This window comes from Synechococcus sp. BMK-MC-1, assembly GCF_014279955.1.
Lineage (GTDB): Bacteria > Cyanobacteriota > Cyanobacteriia > PCC-6307 > Cyanobiaceae > Synechococcus_C.
The window spans coordinates 2,006,360-2,021,664 of sequence record NZ_CP047939.1 but is presented as its reverse complement, the minus strand read 5'-3'; the positions used below and the strand labels follow the sequence as shown (position 1 = coordinate 2,021,664).

Below are 15,305 nucleotides of genomic sequence, written 5' to 3'. Positions count from 1 at the left end.
TTTTGACCTCTTCCTCCGCCAACGACATCGCGTCGTCCCAGCCCGTGCTCAATGCGGAGCAGATCATGGGTCTGTTGCCGCACCGCTACCCCTTTGCCCTTGTGGATCGGGTGTTGGAGCACGTTCCTGGTGAAAAGGCCGTCGCCATCAAGAATGTGACCTTGAACGAGCCCCAGTTTCAAGGGCATTTCCCAGCCCGACCGCTGATGCCCGGCGTGCTGATCGTGGAGGCGATGGCCCAGGTGGGCGGGTTGATCGTCACCCAGATGCCTGATCTGCCAAAGGGACTGTTCGTGTTCGCCGGCATTGACGGCGTGCGTTTTCGCCGGCCAGTGGTCCCTGGTGATCAGCTGCGCATCAGTTGTGAGCTGCTCAGCCTTAAGCGCAAGCGCTTTGGCAAGGTGAAGGCGGAAGCCACAGTGGATGGCCAGCTGGTGTGTTCCGGCGAGTTGATGTTCTCGCTCGTGGATTGACGATGATGAGCGAACAGCGTTCCACTGTTGTGACTGCCGAGAACCGGCCCGCCCAGGTGCACCCCCTCGCTGTGGTTGATCCGCGCGCTGAGCTTGCGGCTGGCGTGGTGATCGGTCCTGGCGCGGTTGTGGGCCCCGACGTGCGGATTGGTGCTCATACCTGGATTGGCCCCAATGCCGTGCTTGATGGGCGACTGATCATCGGTGAACACAACAAGGTTTATCCCGGTGCCTGTCTGGGACAGGAACCCCAGGATCTGAAATACAAAGGTGCGCCCACGGAGGTGGTGATCGGCGATCACAACACCATCCGCGAGTGCGTCACGATCAACAGAGCCACCGATGAGGGGGAGCAGACCCGAATCGGAGATCACAACCTGCTGATGGCTTACTGCCACCTCGGCCACAACTGTGAGTTGGGCAATGGCATCGTGATGTCGAACAGCATCCAGGTGGCGGGTCACGTGTTGATCGAAGACCGGGCGGTGATCGGTGGTTGCCTGGGCATTCATCAGTTCGTGCAGATCGGTGGCATGGCGATGGTGGGCGGCATGACCCGGGTGGATCGGGATGTGCCGCCTTACTGCCTGGTGGAGGGACACCCTGGTCGGGTTCGCGGTCTGAACCGGGTGGGATTGCGCCGGCGGGGGCTTGATCGCAAGGACGATGGCCAGGACCTCAAGCAACTGCAGGAGATCTGGTCGTTGCTGTACCGCTCGGAGCATGTGATCGCCGATGGCCTCAAGCTGGCCCGGGAGCAGTCCTTGCTGCCGCTGGCGGATCATCTCTGTTCTTTCCTGGAGCGCTCCATTGCGCCCGGGCGCCGTGGCCCCATGCCGGCCCTCGGCTCTCGCTGATGGTGCGATTGCTGATCAGCACCGGTGAGGTGTCCGGTGATCTGCAGGGAAGTCTGTTGATCGAGGCCCTGCACCGGCAGGCTGCCCTCAGGGGGGTGGATCTGGAAGTGCTGGCTCTCGGCGGGAGCCGGATGCAGGCGGCTGGAGCGGAACTGCTTGCGGATACGGCGCCGATGGGGGCGATTGGCCTGTGGGAGGCCCTGCCTCTGGTGATGCCCACCCTCAAGCTGCAGGCCCGCGTGGATCAAGTGCTGCAGCGGCGTCCACCGGATGGGGTGGTGTTGATCGACTACATGGGGGCGAATGTGCGCCTGGGCAACAGCTTGCGGCGGCGGTTGCCGACGGTTCCGATCACGTACTACATCGCACCGCAGGAGTGGGCCTGGCGAATCGGTGACGGCGGCACCACCCAGCTGCTGAAGTTCACCGACCGGATTCTGGCCATTTTCCCGGAGGAGGCTTCGTTTTATGCCAGTCGTGGGGCAGACGTGACCTGGGTTGGCCATCCCCTGCTTGACAGTGTGGCCAGCCGTCCGGACCGGGCAGCCGCCCGCGCGCGGCTGTCGTTGCCGCCGGAAGGCCGGCTGCTCTTGTTGTTTCCTGCATCCAGGCCCCAGGAGTTGAAGTACCTGATGCCGGTGTTGGTGCAGGCTGCAGCCCGTCTTCAGGCCCGGGATCCCTCACTGGATGTGATGGTTCCGGCCGGATTGGCCTCCTTTGAACAGCCCCTCAAGCAGGCCCTAGCCGCTGCTGGTGTGCGGGCCTCCGTGGTGTCGGCCGCAGAGGCCGACACCCTGAAGCCGTGGTTGTTCGCGGCGGCGGATTTGGCCCTGGGCAAATCAGGCACGGTGAATGTGGAGTTAGCGCTCCATGGAGTGCCCCAGGTGGTGGGGTACCGGGTGAGCCGGGTCACGGCCTGGGTGGCCCGTCACCTGCTGCGCTTTCAGGTAAAGCACATCTCTCCGGTGAATCTGTTGCTGGATGAGCGCTTGGTGCCGGAGCTGCTCCAGGATGCGTTCGATGCCGACCATCTCGTGGAGTTTGCGGCGCCGCTTCTGGATGATCCTCAGGCGCGGGAGGCCATGCTGAGTGGCTACAAACGGCTCACAGAAAGGCTTGGCGAACCCGGCGTGACCGATCGCGCCGCCTGCGCCATTCTCGACCAGCTTCCCCCCACCCCAACCGCCTTGTGATGCGCCTCGTTCTGCCTCTGTTCATGGTGGGAGCTCTGCTTCTCGGGGCTCCTGGTTCCGTGTTCGCGGCCGTGGAAAACGCCGTGCTTGCCGGGGGATGTTTCTGGTGTCTGGAGAGTGACCTGGAGAAACTTCCCGGGGTGCTGTCGGTTGAGAGTGGCTACAGCGGCGGAAGCGTGGCCAAGCCCACCTACCGGCAGGTGACCAGCGAGACCACGGGGCACCAGGAGGTGGTGGAGGTGCGGTTTGATCCGGCCAAGATCAGCTACCCCCGCCTGCTGCAGTCGTACTGGCGCAATGTGGACCCCTTCGATGGCGGCGGCCAGTTCTGCGACCGGGGCGATTCCTATCGGCCGGTGATTTTCACCAACAGTGAGGCGCAGGCCCAGGCTGCCCGCGCCAGCCGCGCTGCGGCCGCCAGAGAGCTGGGGGTGCCAGAAGCGAAGCTCAAGGTGGAGATCAAGCCTCTCAAGAAGTTCTGGCCGGCCGAGGGGTATCACCAGAATTACGCCAAGAACAACTCCCTCCGCTACCGCTTCTACCGGTTCAGCTGCGGTCGTGATCGCCGGCTGGATCAGGTGTGGGGCAGCAAGGCCCGCAGCGGCGCTGCCTGGAGTACACCGGCGAAGCGTTGACAACGGCGGTCCACTTGGCTTAGCGAATTCTGTGGAAATTCTGTAGTCGTTGATTCGCTTTGACTCACTGACTTCTCAGTGAAGGTGCGGGTTTTACCCCCTCCTCTTCCCCGATCGATCTGCGTACCATGACCTCGGGACGCGTAGGAGGTCTGTATGTATCTGCTGACCATCAAGGACGGTCTGGTGACCCGTCACGTGGGCCCGTACCCATCGCCGAAGCAGGCGTCCGACGATCTTGATCGGGTGATGGCCAGCTGCTCAGAGCGGGCCCGTTGGCAGATACATGCGCTCGAGCATCCGCTGTCGGTGATTGAGACCGCCGCGGTGGCCTCCTAGGGAGATGCCTGATCAGACCGCCGGTCCGGGTAGCCGCGCAGCAGGCCGGATTCGATCATCAGCCCCACGCCAGCATTGATGGCGATCAGGCTGAGGGTTCCGTACCAGAACCAGGGGCCTCGATCCTGACCAAGCATCTGCACGATGCGCCGACTCACCGCTTCCCCGAACAGGCAAAGCCCGGCGGGAAGCAGCAGCACCCCCAGCTGGGCTCGGATGTACCAACGCAGGGGTTTGGAAGCCATGACGTGCGGTGACGGCCCCCGAACTTAGGTGTTGGCCTGGTTGATGATCCAGTTCACCAGGGTGCGAACCCCGTAGCCGGTGGCTCCCGATGGATCCAGCCCCCGGCCCTTGTCGCTCCAGACCGTACCGGCGATGTCGATGTGGGCCCAGGGAATGCCGGCATCGACAAACTCTTTGAGGAACAGGGCGGCTGTGATCGAACCACCCGGCCGGGGGCCGGTGTTTTTCATGTCCGCCAGCAGGGATTTGAGCCCTTTGCGGTAAGGGCTGTGCAGGGGCATGCGCCACAGTCCCTCGCCGGCGGCCTGGGCGGCCATCTCCAACTGGGAGGAGAGGCTGTCATCGCCGCTCCAGAGGCCAGCGATTTCATCACCGAGCGCGATCACACAGGCACCCGTGAGGGTGGCCAGATCAACGATGGCGTCGGGTTTGAGCTTGCAGGCATACACGAGGGCGTCGGCGAGGGTCAGCCGCCCCTCGGCATCGGTGTTGTTGATCTCAATCGTGGTGCCGTTCGAGGCGGTGACGATGTCGCCGGGGTGCACGGCGGAGCCGTTGATCATGTTTTCGCAGGAGGCCACCAGCATGTGCACCTCCACACCGGCCGGACGCAGTTCTGCGATCGCGCGCATGGCGCCGAACACGGCCGCACTTCCGCCCATGTCGAACTTCATCATGTCGATCTGGGCGGCGCCCACCTTGAGGTTGTATCCGCCTGAATCGAAGGTGAGCCCTTTGCCCACCAGCACCAGCCGCTTGCTTGCTGCGTCGTTGGGGCGGTAGGTGAGGTGGATGAATTTGGGGTCCAAGTCCGACCCCTGGCACACCGAGAGGAAGGAGCCCATGCCGCGCTCTTCGCAGTCGGAGCGCTCGAGGATGGTGAGCTCCAGGCCATGTTCATGGGCCAGGTGGCTGGCGGTGCGTGCCAGTTCTGCCGGGGTGACGCTGTTGGGCGGGGCGGCAACCAGCTCGCGGGCCAGTTCCACGCCGGCGCACACCGGATGCACCGCTTCCAGGCCGTGGGACAAGCCTCCGGGCAGAGATCCCAGCAGCTCAAGCTGATCGGGTTTGGGGCTGGGTTCGGGCTTGCTGCGGAAGCGCTCGTCGCTGTAGAGCGCCAGACGCACCGCTTCAGCGGCGGCGGCGGCATCCTCCTCGGGGGTGTCGCTGCTCCAGGGAAGCAGCAGGCCAAGGGTGCCCCCTTGCCCCTGCGCAGCCCTGGCGGCGGCGGCGGCAGCCAAGCGCAGGCGGTCGCGATCCACGCTGGAGGCTTCTCCCAGTCCCACCAGCACAAGGGCCGTGCAGTCGCTGCGCAACAGGGGCAGGCTGACGCAGTCGCCGGGTTTGCCGCTGAAGGGTTTCTGCTTCAGCCAGTCGCTGAGCTGCAGGCTGAAGCGCTGCTCCATGGCCGCCACCAGGCCCTGGGGGTCGTTCTCAGGGATGCCGAGGGCCAGAACGGAACCGCTCCAGGCCTCAGGGGTGGCCGGAGAGAGGGAGATCTTCATGGGGAGCCGATGCCTGCAGTGATGCTAGAAGCCTCTCTCAAGCCGCATGGAACGGTGTGGCCCAGCGTTCGCGTGTTTCCTTGTTGAAGGGCGGTTGCCAGCGTCGGATCAGGGTCTGTTCCAGCTGCCGGCGGGCCCGGGTGGCCCTGGGCACATCGCCCCAGAAGCGAATGCTGGTGCTGCAGCGCAGACCACAGGCCATGCAGGCTTCCTGGTAGGCAGCCAGGTAGGCCTTGCAGTCGTGCTCCCCCTTCCAGCGACGATCGGCGGCGATCGTTTCTCCGATGTAGAGCAGCAGGGGCTGCGCGAGATCAGCAGGGCGGTCCATCACGAAATAGAGCGCTGCGCCTTGATGGGGGCCTTCCGGCCAGCGCCAGAAACTGAGCGGCAGCGGTTTGAGCTGCAGGGGGTCAAAGCTGGCGAGGGGATCCTGGGCCGCCTCGAAGAAGGCGCCTTGCAGAGCGTCTGGCGGTGTGGGCGCAAACAGCGGCGCCTGGAAGGCATGCACCCGCTGCTGCCAGCGGCGTAGCTGGGGGGCTGTGATCGCCAGCTCTGCGCCGCCACCCGCTGCGCCGGTCTGGGAGGCATCAGCAAAGAGATCGCCCTGGCGGGGTGCGTCAGCCATGCACTCAACGCCGCGGCGGCAGGCTGGGGCCGGAGGGTTTAGCACCGAACGTCACCCGACCGATCAGAGCCTCCACGGCATCAGGCGGAAGACAGAGTCGCTCCTGCAGGTCTGCCAGGTGCTGAAAGGGTTGGCGGCGCCGTTCGCTGATCAGGCGCTGCAGGCGCTCCTGCGGCCATCCCAGGCTGGCGGCCAGCAGGGTGGGACTGCCAGCGTTGAGATCGAGGGGCGGTTGATCCGGCAGCGGGGGAGCGTCGCCATGCCAGCGAAACACCAGATGGGGCCGCCACTGCGCGCAGAGCGCAGATGGCAACTCGAGCAGACGGGCCAGATCCTCCAGCTGGCTGAACTGCACCCCGCCCTGCTGCAGGCGCAGAAGCAGATCCACCATGGCCTCACTGCAGCCGGGTAGTCGGCGCCAGTCCTCGGCCGTGGCCCGGTTCACATCGATGCACCAGCTGGCTTCTTCGTTCCTTGGAGTGGGGGCAGCGGCTGGGCGCACCGGATCGGCCGGCAGGTCGCCGATGGCCTGCAGCACCTTGCGTGCCAGGGGATCGAGCCAGTGCCGGCGGGCCATTGCCGCGTGTCTCCTAAGCAGCCTGGCCAGGACCCTAGGTCCAGCGGGGCGGTCTGGCGGGGACCTGCACGAGCCCCTCACGAAAGGCGGTCACCACCGCTGCGGTGCGGTCTTTGGCTGCCAGCTTGCGCAGCAGGCTGCTCACGTGGCTTTTCACGGTCTCGATCGATACCACCAGGTCGTTGGCGATCGCCTCATTGCTCATGCCGCGGCAGAGCCCGCGCAGCACGTCTTCCTCGCGCATCGTGAGTTCCTGCAGGGGCAGGGACTGGCCGCTGCTGGGAAGCCGGCTGTGGTGGAGCACACCGCTGATCAAGGGATCGAGGTACTGGCCATCGCTGTCGACCGCGGTGAGGGCGGCGGCCACCGCTCCGGTGCCGGCGCTCTGAACGGCGCAGATGCCATGGCATCCGGCCTCGATCGCGTTCAGGATCGTGCGGGCGATCGGCCTGTGCAGCAGGATCAGCACCTTGAGCTCGGGCTGAACCGCAAGGGCGCGCCGCACCAGGCTGATGCCGCTGCCGCTCTCCAGCAGATCGGTGCACAGCAGCAGGGTGGCTGCATGGCTCTGAATGTTGCCGAGGCAGTCGTCTTCGCTGGTGCAGGCGGCCACCAGAGGCCCCTGACCTTCGAACCAGAGCGTCCAGCTGGCCAGCAGCACCGGGTCTGCGGTGGCGATGGCGGTGCGGCTGCGGCGCAGCAGGCCGTGGCCCTGGCGGGATTGCTCTTGAAGTAAGGGGATCTGGGCGCTGAGATCCATCGGGAGAAACGGGCGGGAACCGAGGCCGTTGGCTCTTTCATGGTGGCGCGAATCCAGGGGCGTGGATCCGCACTGTCAGTGCGGGCGCTCATTGTTCAGACTTTCGCAAGTAAACGGATGGAGCCATGGCGTTCTTCGACTCCGAAATCGTGCAGGAGGAGGCCAAGCGGCTGTTCGGCGACTACCAGCAACTGATGCAGCTGGGCTCGGATTACGGCAAGTTCGACCGGGAGGGCAAGAAGAAATTCATCGACACGATGGAGGAGCTGATGGAGCGCTACCGCGTGTTCATGAAGCGTTTCGAGCTCTCGGAAGACTTCCAGGCCAAGCTCACGGTGGAGCAGCTGCGCACCCAGTTGGGGCAATTCGGCATCACGCCCGAACAGATGTTCGAGCAGATGCACGGCACGCTGGAGCGGATGAAGAGTCAGCTGGAGCAGCCCCCCAGCTGAGGCGACCCGTACGATTCAGCCCGCAACCGCTCCGCCTGTCCATGGCCCCGACCCCGTCCTTGCCGGCCTGGCTGTCGCGCGGCATGGCCGATCTCTTTCCTGCAGGAGACCCCGCCGATGCGGATCAGGCCCTGGCGGCGCGCCTGGCGCAAGCGGAGTCGCAGGGCCGACCGCTGCGGGTGAAATTGGGCATCGATCCCACCGGCAGCAGCATTCATCTGGGCCACAGCATCCTGTTTCGCAAGCTGCGGGCCTTCCAGGATGCGGGCCATACGGCGGTGCTGATCATCGGGGATTTCACGGCACGGATCGGTGATCCCACCGGCAAAAGCGACACCCGGGTGCAGCTCACAGCAGAGCAGGTGGACGCCAATGCCGCCACCTATCTCGCCCAGCTGGGCCAGGGGCAGCCGAAGGACACGGCCCTGCTGGATTTCGAGACCCCCGGCCGTTTGGAGGTGCGCCGCAACAGCGAATGGCTGGAGGGGTTGGACCTGCCGGCCGTGATCGGCCTGCTGGGGACGGCCACCGTGGGCCAGATGCTGGCCAAGGACGACTTCTCCAAGCGCTATGGCAGCGGCACGCCGATTGCCCTGCATGAGTTTCTCTATCCGCTGCTGCAGGGCTACGACTCGGTGGCGGTGAACGCCGATGTGGAGCTGGGCGGCACCGACCAGAAGTTCAATGTGGCCATGGGCCGCGATCTGCAACGCCATTTCGGAAAGGGAACCCAGTTCGGGTTGCTCTTGCCGATCCTGGTGGGTCTCGATGGAGTGCAGAAGATGAGCAAAAGCCTCGGTAACACCGTGGGTTTGGAGGAGGATCCCCTCTCGATGTACTCCAAGCTCGAAAAGGTGGGCGATGGGGCGATCAACGATTACGTGACCTTGCTCACCGACCTTGATCTGGCGGCGTTGCCGGAGAACCCACGCGAGAAGCAGAAGGCGATGGCTCTCGCTGTGACCGCCAGCCGCCATGGACTGGAGGCCGCCGCCAAGGCTCAGGCCGATGCCGCCACTTTGGTGGGCGGAACGGGTGATGCGGCGGCGGAGGTGCCGGAGGCGTCGCTGGCGCAGGTGAACTTTCCGGCCAAGGCCTTCTATCTGCTCAGCGCGGTGGGCATCTGCGCCAGCAGCAGTGAAGCCCGCCGACAGATCAAAGGGGGTGCAGCTCGGCTGGAGGGGGAGAAGATCACCGATCCCAACCAGGAGTTCGCCTCAGCGGCGGAGCTGGAGGGCAAGGTGCTGCAACTGGGCAAGAAGACCTTCCGGCGGCTTACCGCTTGAGCAGGGTGACGCAGGCCCCGTACTCGCTCAGGGTCTGATCGCAGCTCAGTAGCTGGATCCGCTCCTGCTGCGCCTGAGCGATCAGCAACCGATCAAAAGGATCCCTGTGGTGCCAGGGCAAATTCTGGACGGCTAAGCAGTGCTCGGCCTGGATGGGCAATTCTTCAAACCCTTCACGCTGGAGATGCTGGCGTAACGCAGCAGTGTCGAACTGAAAGTCGGGGCGGTTGAGCGAGCGTTTGATCGCCACTTCCCACAGGCTGACGACACTCACAAAAAAGCGTTGTTGTCGGTCTTTCAGATCTGGGATCAGCGTGGCTGGGAGCTCTTCCGGTGCAAAGGCCATCCAGATCAGCAGCTGCGTGTCGAGCAGGCGTGGCGGTGTTGTTCCGCTGGTCATCAGCCGAACATGGCGTTGATGTCATCAACGAAGTCGGCTTTCACATCAGCAGTGGCGATGCCCTGGTTGCTCATGAACCCCAGCGTCCGCCTGCGCGGTGAGGTGTCGACGGGGACGAGCTTCACCAACGGTTTGCCGGCCCGAGCGATCACCACCTCATCCCCATCCAGGGCCTGCTCCACATAACGGGAGAGGTGGGTCTTGGCGGCGTGGAGATTTACTTGCATGGCATCAGCTTAGCCGGCAGGGCGGCTAAGCCAGAGGGGTATGTGCTGCGGCTGGGCAGGAGGACCTTCCGGCGGCTTACCGCTTGAGCAGGGGCCTGTCCCTCAAGCTGCCTTGATGGGGATCAGAGGTTGCGCAGCACCTCCAGATCTTCGGGTTCGAGATCGGTGGGAACGCCCTGGCGCAGGATCTCCGAGAAACCCTCATCGCGGTTGAGCACGGTGAGCAGGTAGAGGCGATCGGGGCCGGGATTCTCGAAATCGTGAATGGCCTCGGCAGGAACCACCACAAAGTCGCCGGTGCTGGCTGTGATCGAGCGCTCCTCGATGTGAAAGATCACCGTGCCCCGCAGCACGAAATAAAACTCCGCGGAGTGATGGTGGGTGTGCAACGGCACCCGGTCGCAGGGATCGTGGATTTCCAGAAACAGGCTGATCCCTTCCTGGGACCCGCGGTCGTCATCACCATCGGCGGGTGAGCTGAGCAGGGCCAGTCGGCAGTGGTCCTGATCGCTGAAGCGGTAGCCCTGGAGCTGGTCGGGGTGAATGATCCGCGGAAGCATGGGTCGGGTGGCTGTGGCCTCAGGATGGAGGCTGCTGCTGCGGCTGTCTTGGCATCGTTGCGTTCCGCTCATCCGGCTGATCGGATCATCGTGGCCCTCGATGGCATGGCGCCCGAGCAGGCTTTGGCCTTTGCCGCCCAGGTGGACGGGCTGCGTTGGGTGAAGGTGGGCCTGGAGCTGTTTGTGCAGGCTGGTCCTGAGGTGGTGGCCCAACTGCGAGAGCAGGGGTTGCGGGTGTTTCTGGATCTGAAATTTCACGACATCCCGGCGACGATGGCCGGAGCTTGCCGGCGGGCCGCGGCCCTGGGGGCCGAGCTGATCACGGTGCATGCCTGCGCCGGCAGCGAAGCGCTCAAGGCGGCCCAGGCCGCTGCGCTGGAAGGAGCTCAAGGCGCAGGCCAACCCGCCCCCACGCTGTTGGCGGTGACGGTGCTCACCAGTTGGGACGAGCAGCGATTGCAACGGGAACTCGCCATCACCCAGGGCATCGCCGAACGGGTGCCGGCGTTGGCGCAGCTCTCGGCTACCGCTGGAATCGGTGGGTGTGTGTGTTCACCTCTGGAGGCCGCGCCGTTGCGGGCGCAGCACCCTGAGCCGTTCGCGTTGGTCACCCCAGGCATTCGCCCCAAAGGCGCTGCTGTTGGGGATCAGGCCCGGGTGATGGGGCCGGCTGAGGCGATTGCAGCAGGAGCCAGTCAGCTGGTGATCGGCCGGCCGATCACCAAGGCCGAGAATTCCAGTGAGGCATTTGCCGCTTGTGTTGCGGGTTTGCCCAGGCCGCTTCAGTGATCTGGACAACACGAATACCGCAGGGTCGCGATGCCTGCTCGCCAAAGCTTGTAAACTTAAAAGTGCGCGCAGAGATCATTCAAGCTCTAAAGCTCTTTGTTTCAGCAGCTCGCCGGTGAGGAAGCAACGGGCAAATGCACGACCATTCCGATCCTTTCTGATCCAAATAGTGGGGCTGCCATGAACTTGTATTCGTAAGAAATTGATCAGATATTGCTCTTCGTCAAGAGAATTTCATTTATATTGGGCGTCTGTAACAAGGTCCACAATATTGGACTTGTTTGATGCATGTGTCCGCGTTCAGGTGGTTTGAATCGAATTTCAAGTTTTTCAGAAGCGACGCATCCATCAATGGTTGATTGGCTGTTTGTGCCCAATCGCCAAAGTGCGATTGTCAATTCCCCGCCCATGCCCCTGCGCTGGAAGCACTGCCGCAGCCGTGAACGATTTAGCAGCGGGCCGGCTGAACGTGGCGGCCCGGCCTGGTGGGTGGAACTTGCTTTGGACGCCGAGGCGACCGCACCGGCATGGAACCGCCTGACGGCCAGGCTGCAGCAGGCCTTGGATCAGGTGGGTGAGCCTTGTGTGGTCAAGCCCCTCAGCCAGGAACAGGGCCGAGGGGTCACCCTCGGCATCCGGGAGGGCTGATCCTTTTGGAGTGCGCGTTGATTGGCACCAACTGTTCTGATGGCTTGCCAGCGCGGGCAATCACGATCGTTTCCCCGGCTTCCACCTGCTGGAGAAGCCTTGAGAGATGCGTTTTGGCTTGATGAACATTCACCGTGGTCACAGCAACCTTCCGCTGATTCCTTTCAGCTTAGTTCGACTTAGCTAATTGGCTTGATCAAGACGGCTTAGCTCTGGAGTGTCCGGTTCTGTTTCAAAGGGTCAGGCCTTCTGCCCGATCTTGGGTTCGGTGCCGGCGATCAGCCGCTCGATGTTGCTGCGGTGCCGCCATAACACCATCAGGCTGGCCACCAGCAACACGCTGATGTAGGCGGTGCTGCCGCCGGAAACAACCAACAGCACCGGCAAACCGATGGCGGCCACCACGCTGGAGAGCGACACGATCCGGAAGATCGAGATCACCGCCATGAACAGGCCAAAGCAGGCCAGACCCACCGGCCAGGCCAGGCCGAGAAACATCCCGAAGCCGGTGGCCACGGCCTTGCCGCCCTTGAAGCCCAGCCACACCGGCCAGATGTGACCAGCCAGGGCTGCCAGACCCGCCAGTACCTCCAGCCAGTCGCTGAGGCCAACGCTCTTGGCCAGCAGCACCGCCAGGGCGCCTTTGCCAACATCGATCAGAAACACCACCAGGGCTGGGCCCTTGCCCACAGTGCGCAGCACGTTGGTGGCGCCGGTGCTGCCGGAGCCGCACTCGCGCAGGTCGATGCCCTTGAGCCAGCGGCCGGCGAGGTGCCCGCTGGGGATGGCTCCCAGCGTGTAGCCGATGGCCAGGAGCAGCAGGGCGGTGAGGATCACAGGAACGTGCGTGGTTGCGAGATCGCGAGTGAATCGAAGCATGGCGCCGGGCGGTTTGCGCGCCTAGTTCTTTGAATTGGTCGACTAAGCTGGTTGAGTGAACGAGAGGTGTGATGAAGCAGGTCAACATGCACGAAGCCAAAACCCATCTCTCTCGCTTGGTGGAGGAGGCTGCTGCTGGTCAGGCGTTTGTGATCTGCAAGGCCGGTAAGCCGATGGTGCGTGTCACGTCTCTGGCTCAATCCGACGAAGCGGCTCCTGTGCATTCACGGTTGGGAATGTTGAGAGGCCAGTTCTCTGTTCCGGACGACTTCGATCGCATGGGCCAGGAGGAGATCGCCGACTTGTTTGAGGGGATTTCCCAGACCTGATGCAGTTGTTGCTGGACACTCACCTTCTGCTCTGGGCCGTGGTCGAGCCAGAGCGCTTGGACGTGGCGCTTGTTGGGATGTTGGAAGACCCACTCAATACACCGGTGTTCAGCGTTGTGAGCCTCTGGGAATTGGTGATCAAGCGGGGCCTGGATCGGACCGACTTTCAGCTGGAGCCTTCTTTATTGCGGCAGGCCCTGTTGGAGGCTGGCTGGCGGGAGTTGCCGGTGCAGGCACACCACGTTTTGGCTGTGGGGCAATTGCCGCCTCTGCATCGTGATCCCTTTGATCGCCTGTTGTTGGCCCAGGCCCAGGCCGATGGTCTGTTGTTGATCACAGCCGATCAGCAGCTTGCCCAATACCCCGGCCCCGTGCGCCGCATGGCCTGATCGCTCGCAGTAAACCGTCCTCGCATGCGCCGTTGGGGGCTTGGTCGCCCCCCAGCGCTGAAGGGTGCTGGCCTCCGCTTCCAGGGCCTCCACGTGCTGCTCGGCCTGGCCGTGTTGGTTAGTTGATCCGGCGCACGCAGTCTCCATAGGCTGGTAGTGCTCGATCACAGGTGAACAGCAGCAGCGGTTCAACCCGGCATTGGGCCACAAGCAAACGATCAAAAGGGTCACGATTCCCCTCGATGGTTTCCAGCTGTGCCACCTGCAGCAGGTGCTGGTTGTTGATCGGCAGCCACTGAAACCCCTCGGCTGGAACCCGTTGCTCCAGCTCCTTGAGGTCAACGCTCAATCGCCCGAGATTGACTTTGACCGCCATCTCCCAAAGCGAGGCCTGGCTGATCAGGACGCTGTGCTGGCCTTCCTGCAGTTCAGTGACCAGGGAGGTGGGAAGGCGCGGGTCATCCTTCAGCCACCACAGCAGCAGGTGGGTGTCCAGCAGCACCCGGCTCATGGCTGTTCGAGGCCGGAAGGCTCAAGCCTGCCATCGAACAAACCATCGAGAGGCAGATCGAAATCGTCTCCGATGCTGATCTGATCACGCATGGCTCCCGGAGGGTTGATCCCTTTGGGGTGAGCGTCGATTGGCACCAACTGCGCTGATGGCTTGCCAGCGCGGGCAATCACGATCGTTTCCCCGGCTTCCACCTGCTGGAGAAGCCTTGAGAGCTGCGTTTTGGCTTGATGCACATTCACTGTGGTCACGGCAGCTCCCCTGGCCCCTTTCAGCTTAGTCGGACTTAGCTAGAACGTCAGCAGGGGGCATCCCCGTTGCGGCGCGCTTGCCATTCCTGCTCGCTGAGGGCCAGCACATCCACATCCGAGTAGCTGTCCTAGTCCCCTCGAGCCCAGGAGCCGAACAGCCAGAGGCTGCTGCTGGGTTGGTTGGCGAAGGCCGTTGCGGCATCACGACGCTGTCCACTCTTCGCTCAGGCTGAAATCCGTGCACTGCGCCTTCAGCTGCCGCCGCAACCATGTGGCGGAGGCGTTGGGGGCCTGGTCGCTTAGGTGCGAATGGTGATTTGTGCGTAAGCCATCACCGCCGCCGCAGCGGAACAAGCCTGCTCGCTGTCTTTCGCGTCGAAACGATCGGCGGGTGCTTCGCTGTCGCTGGGATAGCGCGTCTCGCTGTTCATCCGGCTCAGGGCCTTGAGATGCAGGCTCCGTAGAGGCGTCACATCCAGGCCCTCGGCTTCAAGGCTGTCCACAAGCCGGTCCAGCGCATGGCTGTAGGGAGGTAGAGAGCCCAGGGAAATCAGCAGCCCTTTGAGGGCCTTCTCCGCCGCCTGGCCGTAGTGATAACAAGCCTGGCTGTGAAAGCCTTGTTGGGCCGTGAGTTCGGCCACAGCCCAGTCGCTTTCGGCCTGGCGCATCCAGGCGTCGACGCGTGGGGTCATGGCGCGCTCAGGCGCAGGGCATCCCGACCGATGGCCCGCCAGTAGGGGTCATCCCCGTTCCGACGCGCTTGCCATTCCTGCTCGCTGAGAGCCAGCACGTCATCGGCCATGCCAAGTTCCAGCACGGCATTCGCCAGTCCGCTGGCTTCATGGCGGCTGGGGGCAATGGCCAACACATCCACATCGGAGTAGCTGTCCCAATCCCCTCGGGCCCAGGAGCCGAACAGCCAGAGGCTGCTGCTGGGTTGGTTGGCTAAGGCCGTTGCGGCATCACGTCGTAGGTCACGCAGCCGTTGCTCGCGTTTGCGGTGACGAATCTCGCGAATGGTGCTGGCCATGGTCTGACGCTATTGGGTGTCTGCCCAAGCGGCAAGACATGCGAAGTGCACTGCTCTTTCAGCTGCCGCCGCAACCAATCGGCGGCGGCGTTGGGGGCTTGATCGCTCCAGTGCTGCAGCTTCCTGGCCTCCTCCTCCAGCACTTGAACGCTGTGGGCGGCGTCGAGTTGATCCGCCAGTGCGGGCTGGCGGCAATGTTGCAGCCGGTGCACTGCTTCATGCAGCAGGGTGCTGGTGAGCGCCGCGTCGCTGCTGTGGTTGTTGCGGCAGAGGCCGATGCGGTTGCGCGATGGGGCGTAGAAGCCTTGTAGGCCATCGGGGCAATCGTTGAGTACCAGTACGCG

General features: G+C 63.7%; 26 protein-coding genes. 12 read left to right on the top strand and 14 right to left on the bottom strand.

The window, feature by feature from the left end; translation table 11 throughout:
• Nucleotides 1-2: 2 nt before the first annotated feature.
• The 5 genes from fabZ (at nt 3) to SynBMKMC1_RS11495 (ending at nt 3,497) form a co-directional block, all read left to right on the top strand.
• Nucleotides 3-473: a 3-hydroxyacyl-ACP dehydratase FabZ gene (gene fabZ / locus SynBMKMC1_RS11515; protein ID WP_255440126.1), complete on the top strand. Its 471-nt coding sequence runs from the start codon at nt 3-5 to the stop codon at nt 471-473.
• A 2-nt stretch (nt 474-475) separates the two neighbouring features.
• Nucleotides 476-1,330: an acyl-ACP--UDP-N-acetylglucosamine O-acyltransferase gene (lpxA, locus tag SynBMKMC1_RS11510; protein WP_370593958.1), complete on the top strand. Its 855-nt coding sequence runs from the start codon at nt 476-478 to the stop codon at nt 1,328-1,330.
• On the top strand, nt 1,330-2,523 hold the full coding sequence (lpxB, locus tag SynBMKMC1_RS11505; protein ID WP_186471848.1) for a lipid-A-disaccharide synthase: 1,194 nt from the start codon (nt 1,330-1,332) through the stop codon (nt 2,521-2,523). The genes lpxA and lpxB overlap by 1 nt, the downstream gene beginning before the upstream one ends.
• Nucleotides 2,523-3,158: a peptide-methionine (S)-S-oxide reductase MsrA gene (gene msrA / locus SynBMKMC1_RS11500; RefSeq protein ID WP_186471847.1), complete on the top strand. Its 636-nt coding sequence runs from the start codon at nt 2,523-2,525 to the stop codon at nt 3,156-3,158. The genes lpxB and msrA overlap by 1 nt, the downstream gene beginning before the upstream one ends.
• Before the next feature lie 156 nt (nt 3,159-3,314).
• Nucleotides 3,315-3,497 carry a hypothetical protein gene (locus SynBMKMC1_RS11495; RefSeq protein ID WP_011933849.1) on the top strand — a complete coding sequence of 61 codons (183 nt, stop codon included), beginning with the start codon at nt 3,315-3,317 and terminating at the stop codon, nt 3,495-3,497.
• Here the strand turns inward: SynBMKMC1_RS11495 and SynBMKMC1_RS11490 are convergent.
• The 5 genes from SynBMKMC1_RS11490 to SynBMKMC1_RS11470 are packed head-to-tail and all read right to left on the bottom strand — an operon-like array spanning nt 3,494 to nt 7,210.
• Nucleotides 3,494-3,742, bottom strand: coding sequence for a hypothetical protein (locus SynBMKMC1_RS11490; protein ID WP_186471846.1), 249 nt, complete (start codon nt 3,740-3,742; stop codon nt 3,494-3,496). The two genes, SynBMKMC1_RS11495 and SynBMKMC1_RS11490, sit on opposite strands and share 4 nt — an antisense overlap.
• Before the next feature lie 24 nt (nt 3,743-3,766).
• A complete protein-coding gene (locus tag SynBMKMC1_RS11485; RefSeq protein ID WP_186471845.1) occupies nt 3,767-5,248 on the bottom strand; it encodes a leucyl aminopeptidase in 1,482 nt (493 codons plus the stop codon).
• A gap of 37 nt (nt 5,249-5,285) precedes the next feature.
• Nucleotides 5,286-5,873 (bottom strand): hypothetical protein, encoded by a 588-nt coding sequence (locus SynBMKMC1_RS11480; protein WP_011933846.1) that lies wholly within the window; start codon nt 5,871-5,873, stop codon nt 5,286-5,288.
• Nucleotides 5,874-5,877: 4 nt separating this feature from the next.
• Complete coding sequence (locus SynBMKMC1_RS11475; protein WP_186471844.1) at nt 5,878-6,450, bottom strand: type II secretion system protein GspK; 573 nt, start codon at nt 6,448-6,450, stop codon at nt 5,878-5,880.
• Nucleotides 6,451-6,484: 34 nt separating this feature from the next.
• Nucleotides 6,485-7,210, bottom strand: coding sequence for a response regulator transcription factor (locus SynBMKMC1_RS11470; RefSeq protein ID WP_186471843.1), 726 nt, complete (start codon nt 7,208-7,210; stop codon nt 6,485-6,487).
• Nucleotides 7,211-7,335: 125 nt separating this feature from the next.
• Between SynBMKMC1_RS11470 and SynBMKMC1_RS11465 the strand changes: the two genes are divergently transcribed.
• Together SynBMKMC1_RS11465 and tyrS are read left to right on the top strand one after the other, a co-directional pair.
• Nucleotides 7,336-7,662, top strand: coding sequence for a DUF1825 family protein (locus SynBMKMC1_RS11465; protein ID WP_011933843.1), 327 nt, complete (start codon nt 7,336-7,338; stop codon nt 7,660-7,662).
• A gap of 41 nt (nt 7,663-7,703) precedes the next feature.
• Entirely contained in the window at nt 7,704-8,948 is a 1,245-nt protein-coding gene (gene tyrS, locus SynBMKMC1_RS11460) for a tyrosine--tRNA ligase (RefSeq protein WP_186471842.1), read from the top strand.
• Here tyrS and SynBMKMC1_RS11455 read toward each other — a convergent pair.
• From SynBMKMC1_RS11455 to SynBMKMC1_RS11445, 3 genes are all read right to left on the bottom strand, one after another.
• Nucleotides 8,938-9,348 (bottom strand): type II toxin-antitoxin system VapC family toxin, encoded by a 411-nt coding sequence (locus SynBMKMC1_RS11455; protein ID WP_186471841.1) that lies wholly within the window; start codon nt 9,346-9,348, stop codon nt 8,938-8,940. The genes tyrS and SynBMKMC1_RS11455 overlap by 11 nt on opposite strands.
• Complete coding sequence (locus SynBMKMC1_RS11450; protein ID WP_011933840.1) at nt 9,348-9,575, bottom strand: type II toxin-antitoxin system Phd/YefM family antitoxin; 228 nt, start codon at nt 9,573-9,575, stop codon at nt 9,348-9,350. Before SynBMKMC1_RS11450 ends, SynBMKMC1_RS11455 begins: the two co-directional genes overlap by 1 nt.
• Before the next feature lie 122 nt (nt 9,576-9,697).
• On the bottom strand, nt 9,698-10,207 hold the full coding sequence (locus SynBMKMC1_RS11445) for a cupin domain-containing protein (RefSeq protein ID WP_011933839.1): 510 nt from the start codon (nt 10,205-10,207) through the stop codon (nt 9,698-9,700).
• Between SynBMKMC1_RS11445 and pyrF the strand changes: the two genes are divergently transcribed.
• Both pyrF and SynBMKMC1_RS11435 read left to right on the top strand, forming a co-directional pair.
• Complete coding sequence (gene pyrF, locus SynBMKMC1_RS11440) at nt 10,184-10,924, top strand: orotidine-5'-phosphate decarboxylase (protein WP_186471840.1); 741 nt, start codon at nt 10,184-10,186, stop codon at nt 10,922-10,924. The genes SynBMKMC1_RS11445 and pyrF overlap by 24 nt on opposite strands.
• Before the next feature lie 408 nt (nt 10,925-11,332).
• Nucleotides 11,333-11,572 (top strand): hypothetical protein, encoded by a 240-nt coding sequence (locus SynBMKMC1_RS11435; protein ID WP_186471839.1) that lies wholly within the window; start codon nt 11,333-11,335, stop codon nt 11,570-11,572.
• On the opposite strand, the gene SynBMKMC1_RS11430 is transcribed toward SynBMKMC1_RS11435, so the two are convergent.
• The gene (locus SynBMKMC1_RS11430; RefSeq protein WP_255486399.1) at nt 11,547-11,705 is read right to left on the bottom strand and encodes a type II toxin-antitoxin system Phd/YefM family antitoxin; all 159 of its coding nucleotides are present in this window, start codon (nt 11,703-11,705) and stop codon (nt 11,547-11,549) included. The genes SynBMKMC1_RS11435 and SynBMKMC1_RS11430 overlap by 26 nt on opposite strands.
• A 107-nt stretch (nt 11,706-11,812) precedes the next feature.
• On the bottom strand, nt 11,813-12,451 hold the full coding sequence (plsY, locus tag SynBMKMC1_RS11425; RefSeq protein ID WP_186471837.1) for a glycerol-3-phosphate 1-O-acyltransferase PlsY: 639 nt from the start codon (nt 12,449-12,451) through the stop codon (nt 11,813-11,815).
• A gap of 71 nt (nt 12,452-12,522) precedes the next feature.
• Between plsY and SynBMKMC1_RS11420 the strand changes: the two genes are divergently transcribed.
• Nucleotides 12,523-12,780, top strand: coding sequence for a type II toxin-antitoxin system Phd/YefM family antitoxin (locus SynBMKMC1_RS11420; protein WP_186471836.1), 258 nt, complete (start codon nt 12,523-12,525; stop codon nt 12,778-12,780).
• The gene (locus tag SynBMKMC1_RS11415; RefSeq protein WP_186471835.1) at nt 12,780-13,169 is read left to right on the top strand and encodes a type II toxin-antitoxin system VapC family toxin; all 390 of its coding nucleotides are present in this window, start codon (nt 12,780-12,782) and stop codon (nt 13,167-13,169) included. Before SynBMKMC1_RS11420 ends, SynBMKMC1_RS11415 begins: the two co-directional genes overlap by 1 nt.
• 118 nt (nt 13,170-13,287) lie before the next feature.
• Here SynBMKMC1_RS11415 and SynBMKMC1_RS11410 read toward each other — a convergent pair whose 3' ends face one another.
• The 4 genes from SynBMKMC1_RS11410 to SynBMKMC1_RS11395 form a co-directional block, all read right to left on the bottom strand.
• A complete protein-coding gene (locus SynBMKMC1_RS11410) occupies nt 13,288-13,680 on the bottom strand; it encodes a type II toxin-antitoxin system VapC family toxin (protein WP_186471834.1) in 393 nt (130 codons plus the stop codon).
• The gene (locus tag SynBMKMC1_RS11405) at nt 13,677-13,931 is read right to left on the bottom strand and encodes a type II toxin-antitoxin system Phd/YefM family antitoxin (RefSeq protein ID WP_186471833.1); all 255 of its coding nucleotides are present in this window, start codon (nt 13,929-13,931) and stop codon (nt 13,677-13,679) included. Before SynBMKMC1_RS11405 ends, SynBMKMC1_RS11410 begins: the two co-directional genes overlap by 4 nt.
• Before the next feature lie 299 nt (nt 13,932-14,230).
• Nucleotides 14,231-14,623, bottom strand: coding sequence for a HEPN domain-containing protein (locus tag SynBMKMC1_RS11400; protein WP_186471832.1), 393 nt, complete (start codon nt 14,621-14,623; stop codon nt 14,231-14,233).
• The gene (locus SynBMKMC1_RS11395) at nt 14,620-14,961 is read right to left on the bottom strand and encodes a nucleotidyltransferase domain-containing protein (RefSeq protein ID WP_186471831.1); all 342 of its coding nucleotides are present in this window, start codon (nt 14,959-14,961) and stop codon (nt 14,620-14,622) included. Before SynBMKMC1_RS11395 ends, SynBMKMC1_RS11400 begins: the two co-directional genes overlap by 4 nt.
• A 38-nt stretch (nt 14,962-14,999) precedes the next feature.
• Here SynBMKMC1_RS11395 and SynBMKMC1_RS11390 point away from each other — a divergent pair, with 38 nt between their 5' ends.
• Nucleotides 15,000-15,272: a hypothetical protein gene (locus SynBMKMC1_RS11390; protein ID WP_186471830.1), complete on the top strand. Its 273-nt coding sequence runs from the start codon at nt 15,000-15,002 to the stop codon at nt 15,270-15,272.
• Nucleotides 15,273-15,305: the final 33 nt, after the last annotated feature.

What these genes read in the sequence shown, in the direction of transcription:
- SynBMKMC1_RS11495 (WP_011933849.1), top strand. Translation starts at nt 3,315, where the DNA reads ATGTATCTGCTGACCATCAAGGACGGTCTGGTGACCCGTCACGTGGGC.
- SynBMKMC1_RS11480 (WP_011933846.1), bottom strand. Translation starts at nt 5,873, where the DNA reads ATGGCTGACGCACCCCGCCAGGGCGATCTCTTTGCTGATGCCTCCCAG.
- SynBMKMC1_RS11390 (WP_186471830.1), top strand. Translation starts at nt 15,000, where the DNA reads ATGCGAAGTGCACTGCTCTTTCAGCTGCCGCCGCAACCAATCGGCGGC.
- SynBMKMC1_RS11485 (WP_186471845.1), bottom strand. Translation starts at nt 5,248, where the DNA reads ATGAAGATCTCCCTCTCTCCGGCCACCCCTGAGGCCTGGAGCGGTTCC.
- plsY (WP_186471837.1), bottom strand. Translation starts at nt 12,451, where the DNA reads ATGCTTCGATTCACTCGCGATCTCGCAACCACGCACGTTCCTGTGATC.
- tyrS (WP_186471842.1), top strand. Translation starts at nt 7,704, where the DNA reads ATGGCCCCGACCCCGTCCTTGCCGGCCTGGCTGTCGCGCGGCATGGCC.
- SynBMKMC1_RS11410 (WP_186471834.1), bottom strand. Translation starts at nt 13,680, where the DNA reads ATGAGCCGGGTGCTGCTGGACACCCACCTGCTGCTGTGGTGGCTGAAG.
- SynBMKMC1_RS11420 (WP_186471836.1), top strand. Translation starts at nt 12,523, where the DNA reads ATGAAGCAGGTCAACATGCACGAAGCCAAAACCCATCTCTCTCGCTTG.
- SynBMKMC1_RS11475 (WP_186471844.1), bottom strand. Translation starts at nt 6,450, where the DNA reads ATGGCCCGCCGGCACTGGCTCGATCCCCTGGCACGCAAGGTGCTGCAG.
- msrA (WP_186471847.1), top strand. Translation starts at nt 2,523, where the DNA reads ATGCGCCTCGTTCTGCCTCTGTTCATGGTGGGAGCTCTGCTTCTCGGG.
- SynBMKMC1_RS11400 (WP_186471832.1), bottom strand. Translation starts at nt 14,623, where the DNA reads ATGACCCCACGCGTCGACGCCTGGATGCGCCAGGCCGAAAGCGACTGG.
- SynBMKMC1_RS11490 (WP_186471846.1), bottom strand. Translation starts at nt 3,742, where the DNA reads ATGGCTTCCAAACCCCTGCGTTGGTACATCCGAGCCCAGCTGGGGGTG.
- SynBMKMC1_RS11415 (WP_186471835.1), top strand. Translation starts at nt 12,780, where the DNA reads ATGCAGTTGTTGCTGGACACTCACCTTCTGCTCTGGGCCGTGGTCGAG.
- SynBMKMC1_RS11445 (WP_011933839.1), bottom strand. Translation starts at nt 10,207, where the DNA reads ATGAGCGGAACGCAACGATGCCAAGACAGCCGCAGCAGCAGCCTCCAT.
- SynBMKMC1_RS11395 (WP_186471831.1), bottom strand. Translation starts at nt 14,961, where the DNA reads ATGGCCAGCACCATTCGCGAGATTCGTCACCGCAAACGCGAGCAACGG.
- SynBMKMC1_RS11465 (WP_011933843.1), top strand. Translation starts at nt 7,336, where the DNA reads ATGGCGTTCTTCGACTCCGAAATCGTGCAGGAGGAGGCCAAGCGGCTG.
- SynBMKMC1_RS11450 (WP_011933840.1), bottom strand. Translation starts at nt 9,575, where the DNA reads ATGCAAGTAAATCTCCACGCCGCCAAGACCCACCTCTCCCGTTATGTG.
- lpxB (WP_186471848.1), top strand. Translation starts at nt 1,330, where the DNA reads ATGGTGCGATTGCTGATCAGCACCGGTGAGGTGTCCGGTGATCTGCAG.
- SynBMKMC1_RS11455 (WP_186471841.1), bottom strand. Translation starts at nt 9,348, where the DNA reads ATGACCAGCGGAACAACACCGCCACGCCTGCTCGACACGCAGCTGCTG.
- lpxA (WP_370593958.1), top strand. Translation starts at nt 476, where the DNA reads ATGATGAGCGAACAGCGTTCCACTGTTGTGACTGCCGAGAACCGGCCC.
- SynBMKMC1_RS11435 (WP_186471839.1), top strand. Translation starts at nt 11,333, where the DNA reads ATGCCCCTGCGCTGGAAGCACTGCCGCAGCCGTGAACGATTTAGCAGC.
- SynBMKMC1_RS11470 (WP_186471843.1), bottom strand. Translation starts at nt 7,210, where the DNA reads ATGGATCTCAGCGCCCAGATCCCCTTACTTCAAGAGCAATCCCGCCAG.